The following is an 18,539-nucleotide window of genomic DNA, read 5'->3' as shown; positions in this document are numbered from 1 at the left end:
TCGGGCAATGCGACGAGCGCCGGCAGTGCGGCCGATCGCAGCGTGCTGGTGCCACCGGCGGTGGAGACCGTGATCACGCCGGCGGACACCCCGTTGGGGACGGTGAGGGTGAGCAGCTGCTGGTCGAGATAGCCGGCGTTGACGCTGTCGTTGATCGTGCGCACCGTGAAGCTGCCCACACCTTGGCCGTCGATGGTGATGACGAGGTCATTGGCAGTGAGCCCGGTGCCCTCCAGCACCAGCGTGTTGCCAGCGGCGACGGTGCCACCGATGGCGCGCAAGGTGGGGGCGACCTGCAGGCGGATGCTCGTGCCGCTGCCCAGCACAGTGACGTCGCCGGTGCGTGCCAGGGCGGGAACCTCGACGGTGAGGACGGTGCCGTTGGCGGAGACGCTGCCGGTGCGGGTGATGGTGCCCAGGCGACCGGTGTCATCGATGGCCTGGAACTGCACCAGCGTGCTGCCGGTGAAGCCCTGACCGGACAGCACGATGCTCTGGCCGGTCACGGCCCAGGGTTGGTCAGACGTCGCGGCAGCACCGTTCTGGTCGCTGATGAGCGAGGAGATACCGCTGAACTGCACCAGCGGCTGGACGGTGTAGACGAAGCCGGGCAGCTCGGCCCAGCCACCGTCGGTGGTGACACGCACCGGGCCGTCGAGCGTGCGGGGGGCAACGACATTGAAGGTGTCGTTGCGTGCGCCGTAGACATCGAAGGGCGAGGTGATCGAGTCGGGGTCGGTGAAGACCATGCCGCCGACCGTGAGGGACGTGGCGCCTTCCATGAAGCCCGAGCCGGAGAGCGTGAAGGCGGAGTCGGTGCCGGGGGCAGCCGACAGGCTGGCGAGTGTGGGCACGATCTGCAGGCGGATGCCGGCGCTGGCGCCATACGTCTGGGCGGCCCGGGTGTCGTTGCTGTCGTTGGCAAACGGCTCACGCCAGATGTTCACGCCGTCAACGCTGACCTGCAGCGTGTCGGGTCCTGCGCTGGGGTTGGCGCCGTCCCAGGAATCGATGAGGTAGGCATCGAAGTTCAGGGTGTAGGTCTGGCCGGCGGTCAGTCCTGTCAAGGTCAGTGTCTGGCCGGCGTTGTTGAAGCGCCCAGAGAACTCACCGAAGGTGCCCAGGGCCTCCTTGTTGGTGGTGGTGTTGCTCCAGTTGGCCTTGGCGCCGCCCTCAAAGGAGTCCCGGAAGACCTCGGTGGCCCCCTGGCGGACGATGACGTTGTCGATGCCCCAGCTCTCGTTGTTGAGGGCTTCCAGGCCACCATCGGCGAAGCGCAGCGTGGCCGTGCTGCTGCCGGCCACGAAGGTCGTGGCAATGCCGCGGTAGATGGCGTCCGTGGCGCTGCCGAAGCCCAGGTTGCTGGCACCGATGCCCGTGTTGACGACACGGATGTCCCCGGACGAAGCGAGATTGGGCACCGTCACCTGCAGGCGGGTGCCGGTGGCGTTGACGAGGTTGGGCCGCACGGCGACGGTGCCAGTGTTGCCGCCGGCGTCACGGGTGTTGAACAGCACCTGCGTGTTGGCACCGAAGTTGGTGCCCACGAGTTCGATGACCTGGCCGACATTGGCCGCGGCCTGCGCCGCGTTGGCGGCGTTGCCCTGCAGCTGCGTGGCGAGCACCTGAGTGAGCGTAGCGGCCTTGATGCCCACATCGACGGCGCCCAGGTCGAGCTTGTAGATCAGGCCCTGGTTGGTGGACGCGCGCAGCGTGCCGTCGGCAGCGAAGGCCAGGCCCGAGACGTTGGGCAGACCTTGGGTGGAGAAGTCCACGCGACGCAGCTCGACCCCGGAGCGGCTGATCTTGACCAGCTGCGCCGCGGCGTTGGAAGAGCCGATCCAGAAGTTGCCGTCGGTCGGGTCGATGGCCATGCCGGCCCAGCTCTGCACGTTGACGGGCAGGGCGAAGCGGGCGATCTCCACCCCGGTGGCGACGTTGAGCTCGACGAGCTGGTTGAGGTTGTGCGAGAGCGCGAAGAGATGGCCGGTGGCGGCGTCGAAGACGCCGGCGGTGAAGGCGTAGCCCGTGGGGATGGCCTGTCGCTTGATGACGCTGCCGGTGGCAAGGTCGATGGCGGTGACGCTGTTGGAGTTGCCCTGGAAGATCAGCAGGCTGCCGGCGGGCACGGTGGTGCCGCCCAGCGTCATGGCCTGGGCGAGGATCTGCAGCCCGGTGTAGTTGCTGCCGGACTGTGAGCCGAAGGCGGCGGTCAGCGTGATGGTCTGCAGCACGGCACCGCTGGCGGGATCCAGGCGCAGCAGGTGGCCGGGGTTGGTGGTGTCGCTGGCCCACAGGGCGCCGGACACAGGATCGATGGCGACATCGCCGAGCTGGCCGGTGCTGGCCGTGTCGGAGCCGGCGCGCAATGCGTTGAGTGCAAGAGGGGCAGACGTGCCACCGGCCGTGGTGATGGTGGCCGAGCCCATGCCGAAGCGCGGCATGAGCGTCGAGTTCAGCGTGGCCAGGCCGCTGTAGAAGGTGGTGTCCAGCGCGCTGTCGGTGTAGTTGGAGACATCCACACCGGCGTTGGTGACCGAATCGACGACGGTGGCGCCGGGCAACGTGAACGTGGTGGCACCCTCGACGAAACCGGCGCCGTAGAGCGCACCGTTGCTGTCGATGCGGCGCAGCACTGGAACGACCTGCAGCACCGGCTGGCTGGTGGAGCCAAAGATCTGAAGCGAGAACGCGCCATTGGCATGCGTGGGCACGACAAGCGTGGCGCGCGTCCCGTCGGCGGATACCGAGACCGGGCGGAGCACCCCCAGCGCGGGATTGCCGTTGTAGTCGACGTAGCGATGCAGCACATCGGTGTCGGTGGTGAGACCCGTGCCGATGAGGGTGATGGCCTGGCCAGGGTTGGCCGAGGCCAGTGCAGCATCAGCGGGGGTGCCGGACAACGCAGTGGACTGGATGCTGGTGAGGCTGAGTGAGAAGGTGGCGCTTGTGCCGCCCGCCGTCTTGAGGGTGATGGGACCGAACACGCCGCTGGACAGCGGCACGGTCAGCGTCACCTGGCCGTTGAAGTACTGGCCCTGGTTGGGGTCGTAGATCTGCTGAACATCGGGTCCGGTGCCGGCGCCAGCGTCCGTCACGACCACACCGCTTGCCACGCTGCCAAAACGGTACTCGGAGTTGTTGCCCTCGACGAAGCCGCTGCCCTTGATCACCACGACGGCCGTGCTGCCGTCGCCGGCTACCGACTGCACCTGCACGTCCGTGATCACCGGGACGATCTGCAGCGGCAGGCTGATGCCATTGCTGTCGCCCGCGACTCGGATCCTGCCGCTCACGGCGTTCATCGGCACGATGACCTTGGCCTGGCGGCCATCTGCGCTGACCACGATCGGGCGCACGATGAGCTCGCCGCGGTTGCCGCTTTGATCGACGGTCTCGAAGATCACGTCGGTGGTGAAGTCAAAGCGTTGGCCATTGAGCGTTACGCTCTGACCCGGATTCGCGGATGGCTGAGCAGCGCTGACTGCCGAGCCTTGAGCTGCGGAGGCATCGATGCTTGACAGCGCCAATCCAAAGGGTGCGCTGGTGCCGCCGGCCGTTCTGACCTGGAGGGGGCCGGAAGGCGCGCCAGGCGGTACGGTGAAGGTGAGTGCCGCGCCGTTGCTGTATACATCCAGGCCGTGGTGGCGCCCCACGTCCGCGACCCGTGCATTGCCCATGAGCACGGTGCTGCCGCTCTCGGCAAAGCCGCTGCCGGTCAACGTCAAGGTGCCGCCCGTGAAAGCGCCGTTGCCGGCGACGTCGGTCAGGGTCGGCACGATCTGCAGTAACGACCCAACCACGTCGCGCGCCAGGCGTACCCGGCCGGTGGTGGCGTTCACGGGAACCAGGACGGAGAGGCTCTTGCCATCGGCGGCGACGCTGGCAGGGCTGACCACCTGCTCGGAGAGGTTGCCGCTGTCGTCCAGCACCGTGAACACTACCTGATCATTGGCAAGCAAGGCCGTGCCGTTGAGCGTGATGGTTTGACCCACATTGGCCGAGGCAACGCCAGAGGCCGCCGGCGTGCCGCTCGAAGCACTTGCCGTGATCCCCGAGACATGCGAGCCGCCGGCCAGCTGGCGTTCCAGCAGCAGCGAGTAGGCGTTTGCCGTGCCGCTGGTGCCCGAGTTAGCCTGCTTGGGGTCGTAGTTCGTGTTGCCGTAGCCGCTGAGGCCGATGTAGTAGCTGCCGCTGCTCGGCGCAGCGAAGTTCAGCGTGACCGCGCCACCGTAGTAGAAGTAGTCACGGCTGGCGAGTTCGCGGCCTGCGCCGTCAAAGAGGCGCAGATGACCATAGGTGTAGTTGTAGTAGTCGGTGCCGATGCTGATCTTCAGCAGGTCGCCTGCTGCGAGGTCAACGCGGTACAGGTCGACATCCAGGCCGGATGCAATGTTGGCGTTGATGCGTTGCGTCTGATTGAGTGCAACCGGTGTCGCCGTGGCGGTGGCCAAGACGTCACCGATGTCCGTGGTCGGGACAAGATCGCTCAATGCAGTCGTGGCGGGAAGCGAGCCTGTGCGCAGAACGCTCGTGCCACCGGCGGTGGAGACCGTGATCACGCCGGCGGACACACCGTTGGGGACGGTGAGGGTGAGCAACTGCTGGTCGATGTAGCCGGTGCTGACGCTGTCGTTGATCGTGCGCACCGTGAAGCTGCCCACACCTTGGCCATCGATGGTGATGACGAGGTCATTGGCAGTGAGCCCGGTGCCCTCCAGCACCAGCGTGTTGCCAGCGGCGACGGTGCCACCGATGGCGCGCAAGGTGGGAGCGATCTGCAGGCGGATGCTCGTGCCGCTGCCCAGCACCGTGACGTCACCGGTGCGTGCCAGGGCGGGGACCTCGACGGTGAGCACGGTGCCGTTGGCGGAGACAGTGCCGGTGCGGGTGATGGTGCCCAGGCGACCGGTGTCATCGATGGCCTGGAACTGCACCAGCGTGCTGCTGGTGAAGCCCTGGCCGGACAGCACGATGCTCTGGCCGGTCACGGCCCACGGCTGCGTGGCATCGACGGGGGACCCGTTCTGATCTCCGTATGACGAGGAGATGCCACTGAACTGCACCAGCGGCTGGACGGTGTAGACGAAGCCGGGCAGCTCGGCCCAGCCACCGTCGGTGGTGACACGCACCGGGCCGTCGAGCGTGCGGGGGGCGACGACATTGAAGGTGTCGTTGCGAGCGCCGTACACATCGAAGGGCGAGGTGAGGGTGTCAGGGTCGGTGAAGACGACGCCACCGACCGTGAGGGACATGGCGCCCTCCATGAAGCCCGAGCCGGTGAGCGTGAACACAGCGTCTGTACCAGGCGCAGCCGACAGGCTGGCGAGTGTGGGCACGATCTGCAGGCGGATGCCGGCGCTGGCGCCATACGTCTGGGCGGCCCGGGTGTCGTTGCTGTCGTTGGCAAACGGCTCACGCCAGATGTTCACGCCGTCAACGCTGACCTGCAGCGTGTCGGGTCCTGCGCTGGGGTTGGCGCCGTCCCAGGAATCGATGAGGTAGGCATCGAAGTTCAGGGTGTAGGTCTGGCCGGCGGTCAGTCCTGTCAAGGTCAGTGTCTGGCCGGCGTTGTTGAAGCGCCCAGAGAACTCACCGAAGGTGCCCAGGGCCTCCTTGTTGGTGGTGGTGTTGCTCCAGTTGGCCTTGGCGCCACCCTCGAACGAATCCCGGAAGACCTCTGTGGCCCCCTGGCGGACGATGACGTTGTCGATGCCCCAGCTCTCGTTGTTGAGGGCTTCCAGGCCACCATCGGCGAAGCGCAGCGTGGCCGTGCTGCTGCCGGCCACGAAGGTCGTAGCGATGCCGCGGTAGATGGCGTCCGTGGCGCTGCCGAAGCCCAGGTTGCTGGCACCGATGCCCGTGTTGACGACACGGATGTCCCCGGACGAAGCGAGATTGGGCACCGTCACCTGCAGGCGGGTGCCAGTGGCATCGACGACGTTGGGCCGCACGGCGACGGTGCTGGTGTTGCCGCTGGCATCACGCGTGTTGAACAGCACCTGCGTGTTGGTGCCGAAGTTGGTGCCCACGAGCTCGATGACCTGGCCGACATTGGCCGCGGCCTGCGCCGCATTGGCGGCGTTGCCCTGCAACTGAGTCGAAATCACCTGGCTCAGCGTGGCGGCCTTGATGCCCACATCGACGGCGCCCAGGTCGAGCTTGTAGATCAGGCCCTGGTTGGTGGACGCGCGCAGCGTGCCGTCGGCAGCGAAGGCCAGGCCCGAGACGTTGGGCAGACCTTGGGTGGAGAAGTCCACGCGACGCAGCTCGACCCCGGAGCGGCTGATCTTGACCAGCTGCGCCGCGGCGTTGGAAGAGCCGATCCAGAAGTTGCCGTCGGTCGGGTCGATGGCCATGCCGGCCCAGCTCTGCACGTTGACGGGCAGGGCAAAGCGGGCGATCTCGACGCCGTTGGCCGGGTTGAGCTCGACGAGCTGGTTGAGGTTGTGCGAGAGCGCGAAGAGATGGCCGGTGGCGGCGTCGAAGACGCCGGCGGTGAAGGCGTAGCCCGTGGGGATGGCCTGTCGCTTGATGACGCTGCCGGTGGCAAGGTCGATGGCGGTGACGCTGTTGGAGTTGCCCTGGAAGAGCAGCAGGCTGCCGGCGGGCACGGTGGTGCCGCCCAGCGTCATGGACTGAGACAGGATCTGCAGCCCGGTGTAGTTGCTGCCGGACTGTGAGCCGAAGGCGGCGGTCAGCGTGAGGGTCTGCAGCACGGCACCGGTGGCGGGATCCAGGCGCAGCAGGTGGCCGGGGTTGGTGGTGTCGCTGGCCCACAGGGCGCCGGACACCGGATCGATGGCGACATCGCCGAGCTGGCCGGTGCTGGCCGTGTCGGAGCCGGCGCGCAATGCGTTGAGTGCAAGAGGGGCAGACGTGCCACCGGCCGTGGTGATGGTGGCCGAGCCCATGCCGAAGCGCGGCATGAGCGTCGAGTTCAGCGTGGCCAGGCCGCTGTAGAAGGTGGTGTCCAGCGCGCTGTCGGTGTAGTTGGAGACATCCACACCGGCGTTGGTGACCGAATCGACGACGGTGGCGCCGGGCAACGTGAACGTGGTGGCACCCTCGACGAAACCGGCGCCGTAGAGCGCACCGTTGCTGTCGATGCGGCGCAGCACTGGAACGACCTGCAGCACCGGCTGGCTGGTGGAGCCAAAGATCTGCAGCGAGAACGCGCCATTGGCATGGGTGGGCACGACAAGCGTGGCGCGCGTCCCGTCGGCGGATACCGAGACCGGGCGGAGCACCCCCAGCGCGGGATTGCCGTTGTAGTCGACGTAGCGATGCAGCACATCGGTGTCGGTGGTGAGACCCGTGCCGATGAGGGTGATGGCCTGGCCAGGGTTGGCCGAGGCCAGTGCAGCATCAGCGGGGGTGCCGGACAACGCAGTGGACTGGATGCTGGTGAGGCTGAGTGAGAAGGTGGCGCTTGTGCCGCCCGCCGTCTTGAGGGTGATGGGACCGAACACGCCGCTGGACAGCGGCACGGTCAGCGTCACCTGGCCGTTGAAGTACTGGCCCTGGTTGGGGTCGTAGATCTGCTGGACGTCGGGGCCGATGTTGGCGCCGGTGTCCGTGAGAACCACGCTGCCAGCACCGCTGCCAAAGCGGTACTCGGAGCTGCTGCCTTCAACAAAGCCGCTCCCCTTGATAACCACGACAACCGTGCTGCCGTCGCCGGAAACAGACTGCACTTGCACGTCCGTGATGCGCGGGACGATTTGCAGGGGGAAGGTCCCGTCAGGGAAGTCCGTGCGTGTGCTGCCTTCCAGGCCGAAGACGGTCACGTCACCCGTCACCGCGTTGAGCGGAACGGTGAAGTAGGCGATGCCTCGTGCCGCGTCCCAGCGCGTGGCGCTGACGGTAGTCGTCGACAGGTTGCCTCCCGCGTCGATCACGGGAACGGTGGCACGAGCAAGGACGGGATCAAAGGGAACGCCGATGCCAATCTGCTGGCCCGGATTGGCCGATGGTGCCGTCAGAATCTCGGCCACGCCGGATTCAGCTTTGACATCGCTCGCCGGGCGGATGGTGAAGTGGCGCACCAGATCTGCAGTGAGCTTGTTACCCGCCTTGTCGCTGACGGCGTCGCCCGCCACCCTGAGCTGATATTCGCCCGGTGCGAGGTAGCCGCCGGTCAGGACGGAGAACATCTGCCCTTGCGAGCGGAAATCCAAGCTGACTGGCAATGCCACGTCATCGGTCGTACCGAACTGGCCGTCAGCCCCGGCTCGAGCGAGCGTGACGGCGCTGGTGGTGAGGCGAGCAACGTCCAGCGGTTCATCGAAGCGGAAGTCCACCGACTTGACGAAGAAGCGCCGCGCGCCTTCCTCGACGTTGACGGACTGAAGGGCAGGCGCGAAGGTGTCGGGGACGACGTCCAGCGTCATCAGATTCGACAGGCCGACGTTGCCGCCGGTGTCGGTGGCACGGACCTGGATGGTCATCTTGGTGCCGCCTGCGGCGATCGTGGGCGCCTGAGCAAACAGCTCCCACGGGAACGCGACATCGGTGGAGACGACCTGACCGTTGATCAGCAACTCGATATTGCGAACCTGTACGTCGTCGCGGATGGACGGCAGGATCCGAACGGCACGACCTTCGAGCACCTGGACGCCTGGCGTGCTGACATCAGCATCGAGCGCGTCCGCCACGATGGAGACGACAGGCGCCACGCCCTGCGTGTCAAAACCGGCGTAGTTGACGATCTGAAGGCCGCTACTCCCGTTGGCCACGAAGGCCAGGCCGTTGGCCAGCGCGATGTCCTTGGGCGCAGACGGCAGGTTGATGCGCGTGAGGAAGGCGCCGGTGTTGGTCGGGTCGTTGCCATTCAACACGTCGAGTGCATAGATTTGCTGGCCTTGTGGGCCACGCAAATTGCCAACGTTGACCAGCAGACCGGAGCCGTTTGCGGCAATGCCTTGCCCAGCCACATTGACGGCGTCCACATCGCTCAACAAACTGATGTTGCCCGGATCGCGCACGTCGACCGTGCTGAACCCTTGATTGAAGTCGTTGGTCGTCCCAACGTAGGCGGTGCCGCCGCCCACAAAGATGTTGCCGCCGCCGTTTGCGAGCGTCAGCGAATCACGTGATACGAGCAGGTCCCCATTGATGGCGATCGTCCGCAGCGTGCGACTGCTGTCCATCGTGTAGAGCGCTGTGCCGTCGACCGCGATGTCGGTCAGCGTGCTGCCACCGAAGCTGGCGAGATCGAGCGTGCTGCGCACATCGCCGGTATTGAGGTCGATGGCAGCAATGCGCGAGCCGTAGATGGCGTATGCGATGCCGTCTCGGACAACCACTCCAGTGACGGAAGCACCAAGCGCAACCGTTTGCAGTAGCTTGGGAGCTGCCGGCGTTGAGATATCGATCAGATGCAGGCCAGCATCGCTGCCCGCGACTGCGGCGATGCCGCGGCCGCCATCCGCGGCGATATCGACGCTGGTACCGGCCAGATCCAGTTGGGAAAGCAGGCGCGGCTTGGTAAAGGACGATGCGTCGACGACGGCTAGGCCGTAGCTGCCTGTGGCAACAAGTGCGGTTGCAGTGCCGGCGCCGCTTGTTGCGCCAAGAGTCGCTACGGCTTCCGCGCTGCCTTGCAGGGCTGACGTGGCTAGTACGCCAACTGGCAAGTTAAGCCCACCCAAGGGGTCCAAACCTTGCTGAATTTCCGTGAAGTCGTCGAGACCGTCTCTATCTGTGTCTTTGCCGTTTCGATTGGTGCCGATCGCAAACTCGATATCGTCAGGCAGGCCGTCGAAGTCGGAGTCTGGTGCAGTGCTAGGCTTGAATATCAGATTTGAGGTCAAGTCCATGCCGCGACCCGACTGGCGAGTGACGCCGCTGCTTTGGGCGATCAAGCCACTTTCAGGATCGAAGACGGTGATCTTGTAGGGACTGTTGGCGGGGAGAAATACACTGAAGTTGCCGGCCGAGTCGCTGGTGGCGCGTAGTGTGTTTCCTCCCACCTCAACGGCAATGAAGTCATTTCCCCAATCGAAGGAATGAACGCCATTAAAGCCTGTTGCAGTCACTGACAACGTCAGATCAGGAGTGTTTGATGCATTCGAGCGAACAGTAATCTTCTGTGCAGTCAGTCCGGAACGGTCCATCCCCATCTCAACGCCGAATACCAGCGTCTCGCCAAATGCGAGTGTGACTGGGTGAGTCGCCAGATCTGCGGGGAGTCCGACAAGCTTGATGTCCGATCTTGCGTTTGCTAAGAGAACGTCATTGATGCTCAATGGCGTCAGCCCGTCGTTCCGCAGGACAAAGACATCGGCGGCAGAAGTTCTCGCGGAGAGGTCCAGACCTCCCAGGTTGTTCTCTGCTCTTTCGACGGTGAGGAAGGCTTCCGTGGGTCTCGCAAAGCCTTGTAGATCCAGCGAAACGTCTGCGCCGGCTTCATTGGCTTGAATGCTGATCCTGCCCGTCTGTGCTCCCACGGAGGACGGGTTGAATGTAACTGTCAGGTTCGCAGAGGTGCCTGCTTTGATCACGTCACCACTTTTGAGGCCGGTGAAGGAAAACGAGGCGTTCGAGCTGATTAAGTTTTTCAGCGTGAAATCGTCACTTCCATAGTTGAAGAGACGAAGTGTTTTCGTTGTGCCCGTTTGAGTCGATGACTGTCCGATGCTGATTGGTTGGGGGCCGAAGTCAATCGTGTTGAGAATCAGCGTTGCGCTCGATGTGTCGGTAACGGATATTCTTGCGCCGGCGAATGTGAAGTCTGGTGTTTCTGGTTCATCCGCGTCTGGCAGGGCAGAGAAGGGTGCTGCAGCGATGTAGTTTTGTGTGTAGTAGTCAATGGCCGTCACTACGTCGGAATCGCCGTAGACCATGTTGGCAGCCATCAGCAGGGATGGATTTGTAATTCCTGTGAATGCCAGCGGGCCCTCCCATAGGCTGCCCGCGTGACCCATCATCATGTCGTTCTGGCCGTGGATCCCTCCGATGACTACCTCCCTAGTAGGTTTGTCGGAGAAGGTCTTGTAGGTGTGTGCTAATCCCAGTGTGTGGCCATACTCATGTGCGGCTGTGTCGGACACAATCTTGATCAGCTGGTCGCGGGTCAAGGATTCGCTTCCTTCGAGATGCGTGTCAGGATGCAAGTCAACTTGGCCAGTCAATCGGTTGTTGATAACTGCATCAAGCCTGAAGGCCCGCTCTGCAGGGCTGTAGTTCTTGATTGATTCCATCAATGTCTTGATGGCACTCGCGTCGTCAACGCCGCCGGCGGGAGTGGATGTGCCAAAAAGGGTTGACGGTATTTGGCCCAATGCGAGGATCGAGAAGTTTGAATTTGTGCTGGCGACGACAGATGTCATGTCGCCGAATCCTGCGCCCGTAGCGATGCCCGAGGAGTAGGCCGCGAAATGCGCGTAGGTCGCGTTCGCGATGGCATTGGCCAGATCCAGCCTCTCGTTAGGCTTGGACGTTGTCAGGTCGTCTTCAAGGTTGTCGAAGAGTTTGATCTCCGCTGCAGAAACACCGGCTGTTTCTGAATAGACCGTGTACGAGTCATTGCGGCTTGCGATAGCCTCGAAAGTGCTGACAAGGCTTGTAACGTCGACGTAGACGCGCTGTATGAGCGCGCCCTGTCCAGCTAGATCCACCTTCTGCGGAACAAGAACGGCATTGGGGTATCGGAAGCGAAGCTCGCCCGTGTTGGCGCCGGAGGCTGTGGGATCGAAAGCGAGCTGCGTAGCGTTCGATCCAGTGAAAGCCGCTCCGCTTGCGTTGGCTTGCAATCCGGAGCTGCCTGCCAAGATCTTCAGCGGAACGGTTCGCGCCACGCCGTCCACCAATGCTGCACTGAACTCGGCTTTGGCGTCTTCGTGATCGCTGTCCGTGGCATCGATGTAGCGAGTTACATAAACGACTCGAGTCTTGGTATGCGTCGTACCGTCAGGACGCCCCGTCACCTCTTTGATGGTGATCTTGCTGCCGTAGAGGCGGTTCTCATTGATCTTTGACATCCCGCCGGATGGTTCAATCTCGGCGAAAGTCTTGGGGTTAAAGCTGAACTCCTTGCTGTCTCCTGAACCAGCGACCAGCTTGAACTCATCTCCGTCTAGCTTCACGTCACCCGTGGACTTCATGAACTCTGCTAGCGGTCCGTCCACTGCGATGTTCACCTTGATGTACGGCTGCTTTTTTCCTGGCGGATCAGCAGGGGGCGGCGGCACCGGGCAATCTGCCGGGGGAGCCGGCTGTGTGGGTGTGTCTGGTAGCGCGTCGGGCGCTTTCCATTCGGCCTCGAAGAAGCTATCGAAGAGAGATCCCAGCAGGCCAGTGCCGTCAGCCGTGATCAATTCCAGTACTTCGATGGTGGCAGGGTCTTCTGTGTCGCCCGGCTGCTTTGGCCTGGGCTGCTCAGGCGGCCCGCCCGTGCCACCACACTCTCCTGGCGGTGCTACGCCATGCCAACCAGGCGCTTTGATGCCGGAGTCAGGATCGGAAACCACCGTCAATCCGTCCGCCGATACGGTCCCGGTCCCGTTGATCACCAGCATGCCCGTCGTGTGATCGAAGCTCAGGATGGCCAGCTTCTCGCCAGGCGCTGCGCCGAACACGTTCGGGAACGTGATCTGAACCGGTTCGGCAAACGTGGCCACCCCCGGTGCCTGAATCGTGATGTCAAAGGTGTGCTGCATCACGCCGGGAGGCAGCATGTCGCGCACGAGCTCCGGCGGAACGGTGCTGAGGCCGATCTGCACGTTCTGCAGTACTTGCCCGTTCTCGCCGATCGCCGATCCCGGATTGACCGTCAGCGTCAGCGCGGAGCGCTCCTGCTCAGTGAGCTGCGGCGCTGACTTCGCATCGGTCACCGTGATCACCGTGGGGGCCGTATCGCTGACGGCCTGGAGCGAACTGGTCTGCACGCGCGGCAGGTAGACCTCCCTGCGATCCAGGTTCGTGAGCCGCTCTTCGACCGTCCCCATGCTGCCCATCAGCGTGTTCGACACACCCGGACGGAGTTGGGCATCCATCACCATTTCAGGGAAGAACACACCGTTCGGCGCATTGGTCGCCGTGCGCCCGTCGATGGCGACCTTCACCGTGCCAGCGGGCAGATCGGTCAGCTCGAAGTTGCCACTCGCATCCGTGTAGACGAACCGATCCTCTTGCCCAAGGATGTAGACCTTGGCGTGGGCGATGGGCAGCAGGAACACGTCGTCGGGCGTGTGGATCACGCCGTCCGGGCCGCGACGAATGTCGTCGAACGTCATCGGCTCCAGGTCAGGACCCGGGTCGACGACCTTGCCCACCAGCTTGGTGCCAGCAACTGCCGTTCGACTGACGGTCGTGAAGCTCTGTGCCAGCTCACCGCCCGGCGTTCCATTGCCATCCGCATCCAGGAAGCTGCCGTCGGCCGCGCCGCGGATCTTGTTGCCATCGAGATGGAGCGTGATCTGCGAGCCGCCCGGCATCGGGTTGGTGAAGAACAGCCACGCGTAGCTGCCGTCGCTGGCCGGCACGATGGTGGCGGCGAGCTTGCTGCCATCCGGACCGGTGGCGTAGAACGAGTCGGCCGTCAGCGTGGCGACGTTGACCGCGCGCGAGAAGCGCACCTGTGGTCGTACCGTGACACCTACATCACCCGATCCCTCCGTGGGCGTCAGCGCGGTGATCGTCAGGGGCGGCAGCGCCTCGAGCTTGACGGCACGCGTCAGGGTGGACGAGTTGCCTGCGGCGTCGATGGCAGTGACGGTCAGCGTGTGGTCACCGACCGACAGGTTGCGAAGGAACAGCGGCTCGTCAAAGGTGCCCGTGGTCGCGTCGAAGACCAGGTTCTGGGAGACGCCGGAATCGATCTGCACGCTGAGCTGGGTCAGTGTCGTGCCCGTGGGCGAGGCGGTCCCGGTCAGTCGAGTGGCTGAGCTCAGCGCATCGCCCGCGGCGATGCTGGTCAGCGTCACGGTGGGCGCCTTTGTATCCAGTGTGAAGCTGCGAACAAAGGCGGCGCTTTCGTTGCCGGCCGCATCCCGCGCGACGAGCGTCAGCGTGTGAGTGCCATCCGCCGTGCCGTCTAGCGCCAGTGCTGTCGTGATGCTGAAGTTGCCGTTGGCGTCCAGCGCCAGCGTCTGCGCGGCGCCGCTATCGATGCGGTACTGTGCCAGGGCGACGCCGGACAGGTTGTCCAGCACCTGCCCGGTGAGCGTCAGGTTGGTGCGCGTCGCGCCTGGCGTCGCCGACGCCACGATGGTGGGCGCGGTCTTGTCCTGCTGCAGGCTGAAGCGCGCCAGCGTGGCGGCTGCCACCTGCTGGCCCAGCACCTTGCCGGCGTCATTGGCGTACTGGAAGTGGATGCCGCCGTAGATGCGGCTGCGTCCGGCCTCCGTGGCGGCCTCGCTGAAGCTCGTGAAGCTGCGGGTCACATTCGGCAGCGTCACGCTGATGGTTGTGAACGCGGTGTTGTCTCCGAAGGCCGATGCCAGCACCGCGGCGGCGGCGTTGCTGAAGGTGGAGTGGCCCGAGACGTAGTCTGGGTGGGACGGATTGATCATCAACGGCGTCCAGTTCGGATCCGCCGTCGTCGCTGCGTTGCCGTCCGTGTCGGCCAACTGGATGGCCGTTTCGGGGCGCCAGGCACCGTAGTAATACTTGGCATCCCACGCCGCGATGGCGGCGTCGGCCATGGCCACATTCAGCTGTGCGAACAGCCGTGCATTGGCGCTCAGGCTGTTGCCCTTGGCTTGCGCCACCTGCGCAGCGATCAGGTTCCAGTGTCCGGGGGGCGTGTAGCTGCCTTTGCCGTCTGCCCAGAAGTGCGCCTGCTGCGTCTGGTCGGCAGTGCGGGTGGTGCTGTTGGCGCTGCCCAGCGCCTTGATTTCGTTCACGTCCGCGGCGTAGGCCGCGCTGTCCAGCGCCGGTGGCGCGGGCGGGCGGTATTGATCGGGTCGGCTGAGCACGAAGGGGGTGACCGTCGCCCACTCGGGCGCCTCGGCCACGTCGTACATGGGCGCAGTGGGGCGCCACTTGCCCGGCTCCGTGCTGCCGCTGAATGGCGCGAAATCCGCGGAGCCATCCCCGCTGCGGATGCTCCACACGCCGTCCGCCACGCTCAGGCCCAACGCGATGCCGGTGTCCTTCGCGGCACTGTCGGGGATGCCGGCAAGCGCTGTGGCGAGCGCAGCGTCGAACGTCGCTTTCTGCGCGGGGTAGGTCAGGCTCAGGATGCGGTGCGCGGCGACTGCTGCTGCCGCGTGGGCGCTGGCCGGTGTGCCAACAGTGCGCTGCACCAGAAACGCCGGCGTGCCGTCGATGGCAGCCAGCGCGTCGTACTGGGCGAGATTGATCATCGCCAGCGTGCGCGTGGCCACCTCGGGATCCGTCACGTCCTGCTGGATCGCGCGCAAGGCGACGGTGTTCCAGACCAGCACCTGGTCGGCCTGGACGACCGTGGTGCGCGTCAGCGTGCGTGTGAGGCTGGTCGTGTTCCCCGCGGCGTCCCTGGCCGTCAAGGTGAGGACGTTGGCGCCTTCATTGAGCTGCACCCCCGGGAGCACAAAGCTCCCATTGCCGGCAGCCGTCGTCGACAGCCCTTGCGCTTCCAGCCGAACGACGGCGCCAGGCTCGGCCGTGCCCTTGAGCTGCACGGTACCGCCCGACGTTTCGTCCAAGCTGGCGTTGGTGGCGTCGGCACTGCTGAGCGCGAACCCCGAGAAGTCCGGCGCGACGCTATCCAGCGTGAACTGGACGCTCAGCACGGCAGACTTGTTGCCTGCGGCATCAGCCGCCTGCAGGCGCACCAGGTGGGTGCCATCACTGAGCTTGCCGCCGATCAATGCCTCCAGGACTTCCCGGGAAAGCGTGAAGCTGCCGTCTCGCGCGAGCAGGTTGTCCAACTGCGCGCTGGGGAGTTCGTTGGCGGCGCCATCGACGATGGCATACAGGTGCGCGACGCCGACGTTGTCGCTGGCCTTGCCGGTGATGCTGGGATCGCGAGTCTGGCCGTCGGTCGCCGATGTACCGGTGTCATTGGCGAGCCCCGCCGTGATCGTGGGCGCTGCCTGATCGACGGCCGCGCCGGTGCGTGTCACCGACAGCGTGCTGGTGCGGGTGTTGCCCGCGGCGTCAGCCAGGAAAAGCGTGAACTCGGTGAGGCCGACCTCCAGCGAAACGTCGATGAAGCCGAGCTTGCCGTCTGCGCCGACCGTGCCGCTGGCCAACGGCGTGTTGCTGCCAGCGCGCCGCAGAACCACTGCTGCGCCCGGCTCCGCCTCGACCAGCAGGTCCACCTTGGCGAGATCGGTGATGCGGTCGTTCGGCGTGCCCGTATCGCTGGCAGCGGCGAGGTTGAAGCCGGTAATGCCGGGGGCCACGCTGTCAAACACAAAGCTCACATCCAGCTGCGCCGAGACGTTGCCCGCGGCGTCCTTGGCCATCAGCCGGACGGTATGCGCCCCGTCAGACAAGGTGCTCCCCGCCAGCGTGTCCAACACCTGGCGGCTCAACGTGAAGCTGCCGTCCGCGCCGAGCAACTGAGCAAGCTCGACGGTGGGGAGTTGGCCACTCGCCGGATCCAGCGCGGCATAGAGGTGCGCGACACCGACGTTGTCCAGGGCCCGGCCGGCGATGCTGGGGTCGGAGGTCAGGCGGTCATTCGACGCACTCCCCGTGTCGTTGGCCAATTGGGCGTTCAGCGTGGGCGCCGCCTGGTCTGCCGGCGGGATGCGTGTCACCGACAACTTGCCCGTCGTCGTGTTGCCCGCCGCATCCGAGAGCGATACCTCCAGGATGGTCTCACCCAGTTCCAAGGCGATATCGCTGAAGCTGAAGGTGCCATCCGCGCCCACGACCCCGCTGGCCAGCTCGGATGCCGAGCCAAACCGGCGCAGCACAGCCCGAGCCGCCGGCTCGCCGGTCCCGATCAGCTGAACCTTGGCGAGGTCAGTGATGCGGTCATTGGGGGCACCGGTGTCGCTCGCTGGCGCCAGGCCGAATGCTGTCAGTGCAGGGGCAATCAGGTCGGCAGGGGCGGTGCGGAACTGGGGCAGACCGCTCGGGTCGAGCGTGGCGGCACCGATGCGGACCGTCGTGGGGAAACCCGGCGCGACGATGCTGGTCCTGCCCAACAAGCTGCCACCGACAGTGAACTCCTGCAGCCTCTGCGCGACGCCCCCCAGTTGCGCGTCGTTGCCGTCGTTGAGCACGCCATCGGTGGGGTCGACGCTGACGAAGAAGGAGCTGTCGACGACGTCCCCGACCACCCGGAGGCGAGCCAAGGTACCGGCCTTGAAGCTGTCGGCATTGGCGCCGGCCCCCCCCAGCGCCGCGTCGTCGCCCAGGTTGGCGCCCACCATCACGTGCAGCGCGCGCGCGCTGCCACCAACCTGCAGCACTTGCAGTGCGGCGACCGCCACATCGCCGGACAGGTCGCCCTTGGAGACCAGTTGCGTGAGCGCGCCGTCGACGTTCACGCGCCAATCGGTGCGACTGGCGCCCACCGAGATCGAGCTTGCACGACCGTGGACGCTCCAGATGCCACGCTGAACGGTTCCGCCGATGGAAACGCTGCCGAGCGCGAACGCGCTGGTCGGGCCGCTCACGAACAGATCGGCCGCGAAGTCACCGCTCACCGTGGCGGACGCCACGGTCAGAGCATTGAGTCGGCTGCTGCCCGCCGTACTGGCCAGCCACTCTGTGGCTGTCAGCGTCACAGCGGCATTGCGCGCGTTCAGGACGGCGTCCTGCAGCGTGCTCGCTTTCAGGGTGAAACTGCCGGCACCCTCGACAGTCAAGGTGGATTGCTGGATTTGTCCGAGGGTCAGGCTGCTCACACGGCCGGAGAACTGTGCGGTGCCGCGCAGGTCGGCCAGACCCAGGTTGACGCTGCCAACGTCGGCACTGACCTGCAGATCCTTGATCAGGAAGCGCGTGCTGCCTGTGGCCGTCACCGTGGTCGCAGCCGTCGTGCCGGTCAGCTTGATGGCGTAGCCGCCATCTGGAATGGCCTGGACCTCCACCTGCCCGGGGCCGGACAGCTGGATGGTCGGCAACACCACCGTGGCTGCGGTCTGCATGGTCGGCCCGGCGTCCGTCGATGGAGCCACGACGTTCTGCACCGACGCGGCGATGTCTTGATACTGGCTGGGCATCGGGTTCCAGCCCGGTGCCAGATCGGCTGACAACAGCAACCTCGGCTCCAGCCCTTCAACTTTGAAGCTGCGCATCTGATCGCGCGATGCCTTCTGCGACGCCGCGTAGGCACGCCGTGCATCGCGCCAGCGACGGAACTGTGCCCAGCGTTCCTCGATCCAGCCCAGCCAGAAGATTCGGGCCCGACGCACCAATGCCATCAGCAGGGCGCTGGGCTTGGCCTGCGCGCGAGCCTGTTGGCGCGAACTGACGCGTTTTGTGGCGCGCGAGTAGTCGTTGCCTGCTTGGGCATTCATTGGATGTCTCCCAGGTTGCTGCCGTCCCGGCCTTGCTTGGCAGGTCACGGGCGCGGTGGGCGCCCAGCCAAGTTGTTACTACTTGTTGGATGGCAGGCGCCAACTGTGCGAATCGCCATATTTCGGCGCAAC

Annotated in this window: 1 protein-coding gene; it reads right to left on the bottom strand. The window is 65.2% G+C overall.

Annotated features, from left to right (window positions below; translation table 11 throughout):
- A partial coding sequence (locus AC1Q7O_RS25715; protein ID WP_492662765.1) for an Ig-like domain-containing protein occupies nt 1-18,407 on the bottom strand: 18,407 nt, incomplete at its 3' end.
- Nucleotides 18,408-18,539: the final 132 nt, after the last annotated feature.

Source organism: Roseateles sp. GW823-FHT07B05 (assembly GCF_058794515.1).
The sequence above is the reverse complement of the archived record's forward strand: the minus strand, read 5'-3'. Positions and strand labels throughout refer to the sequence as shown.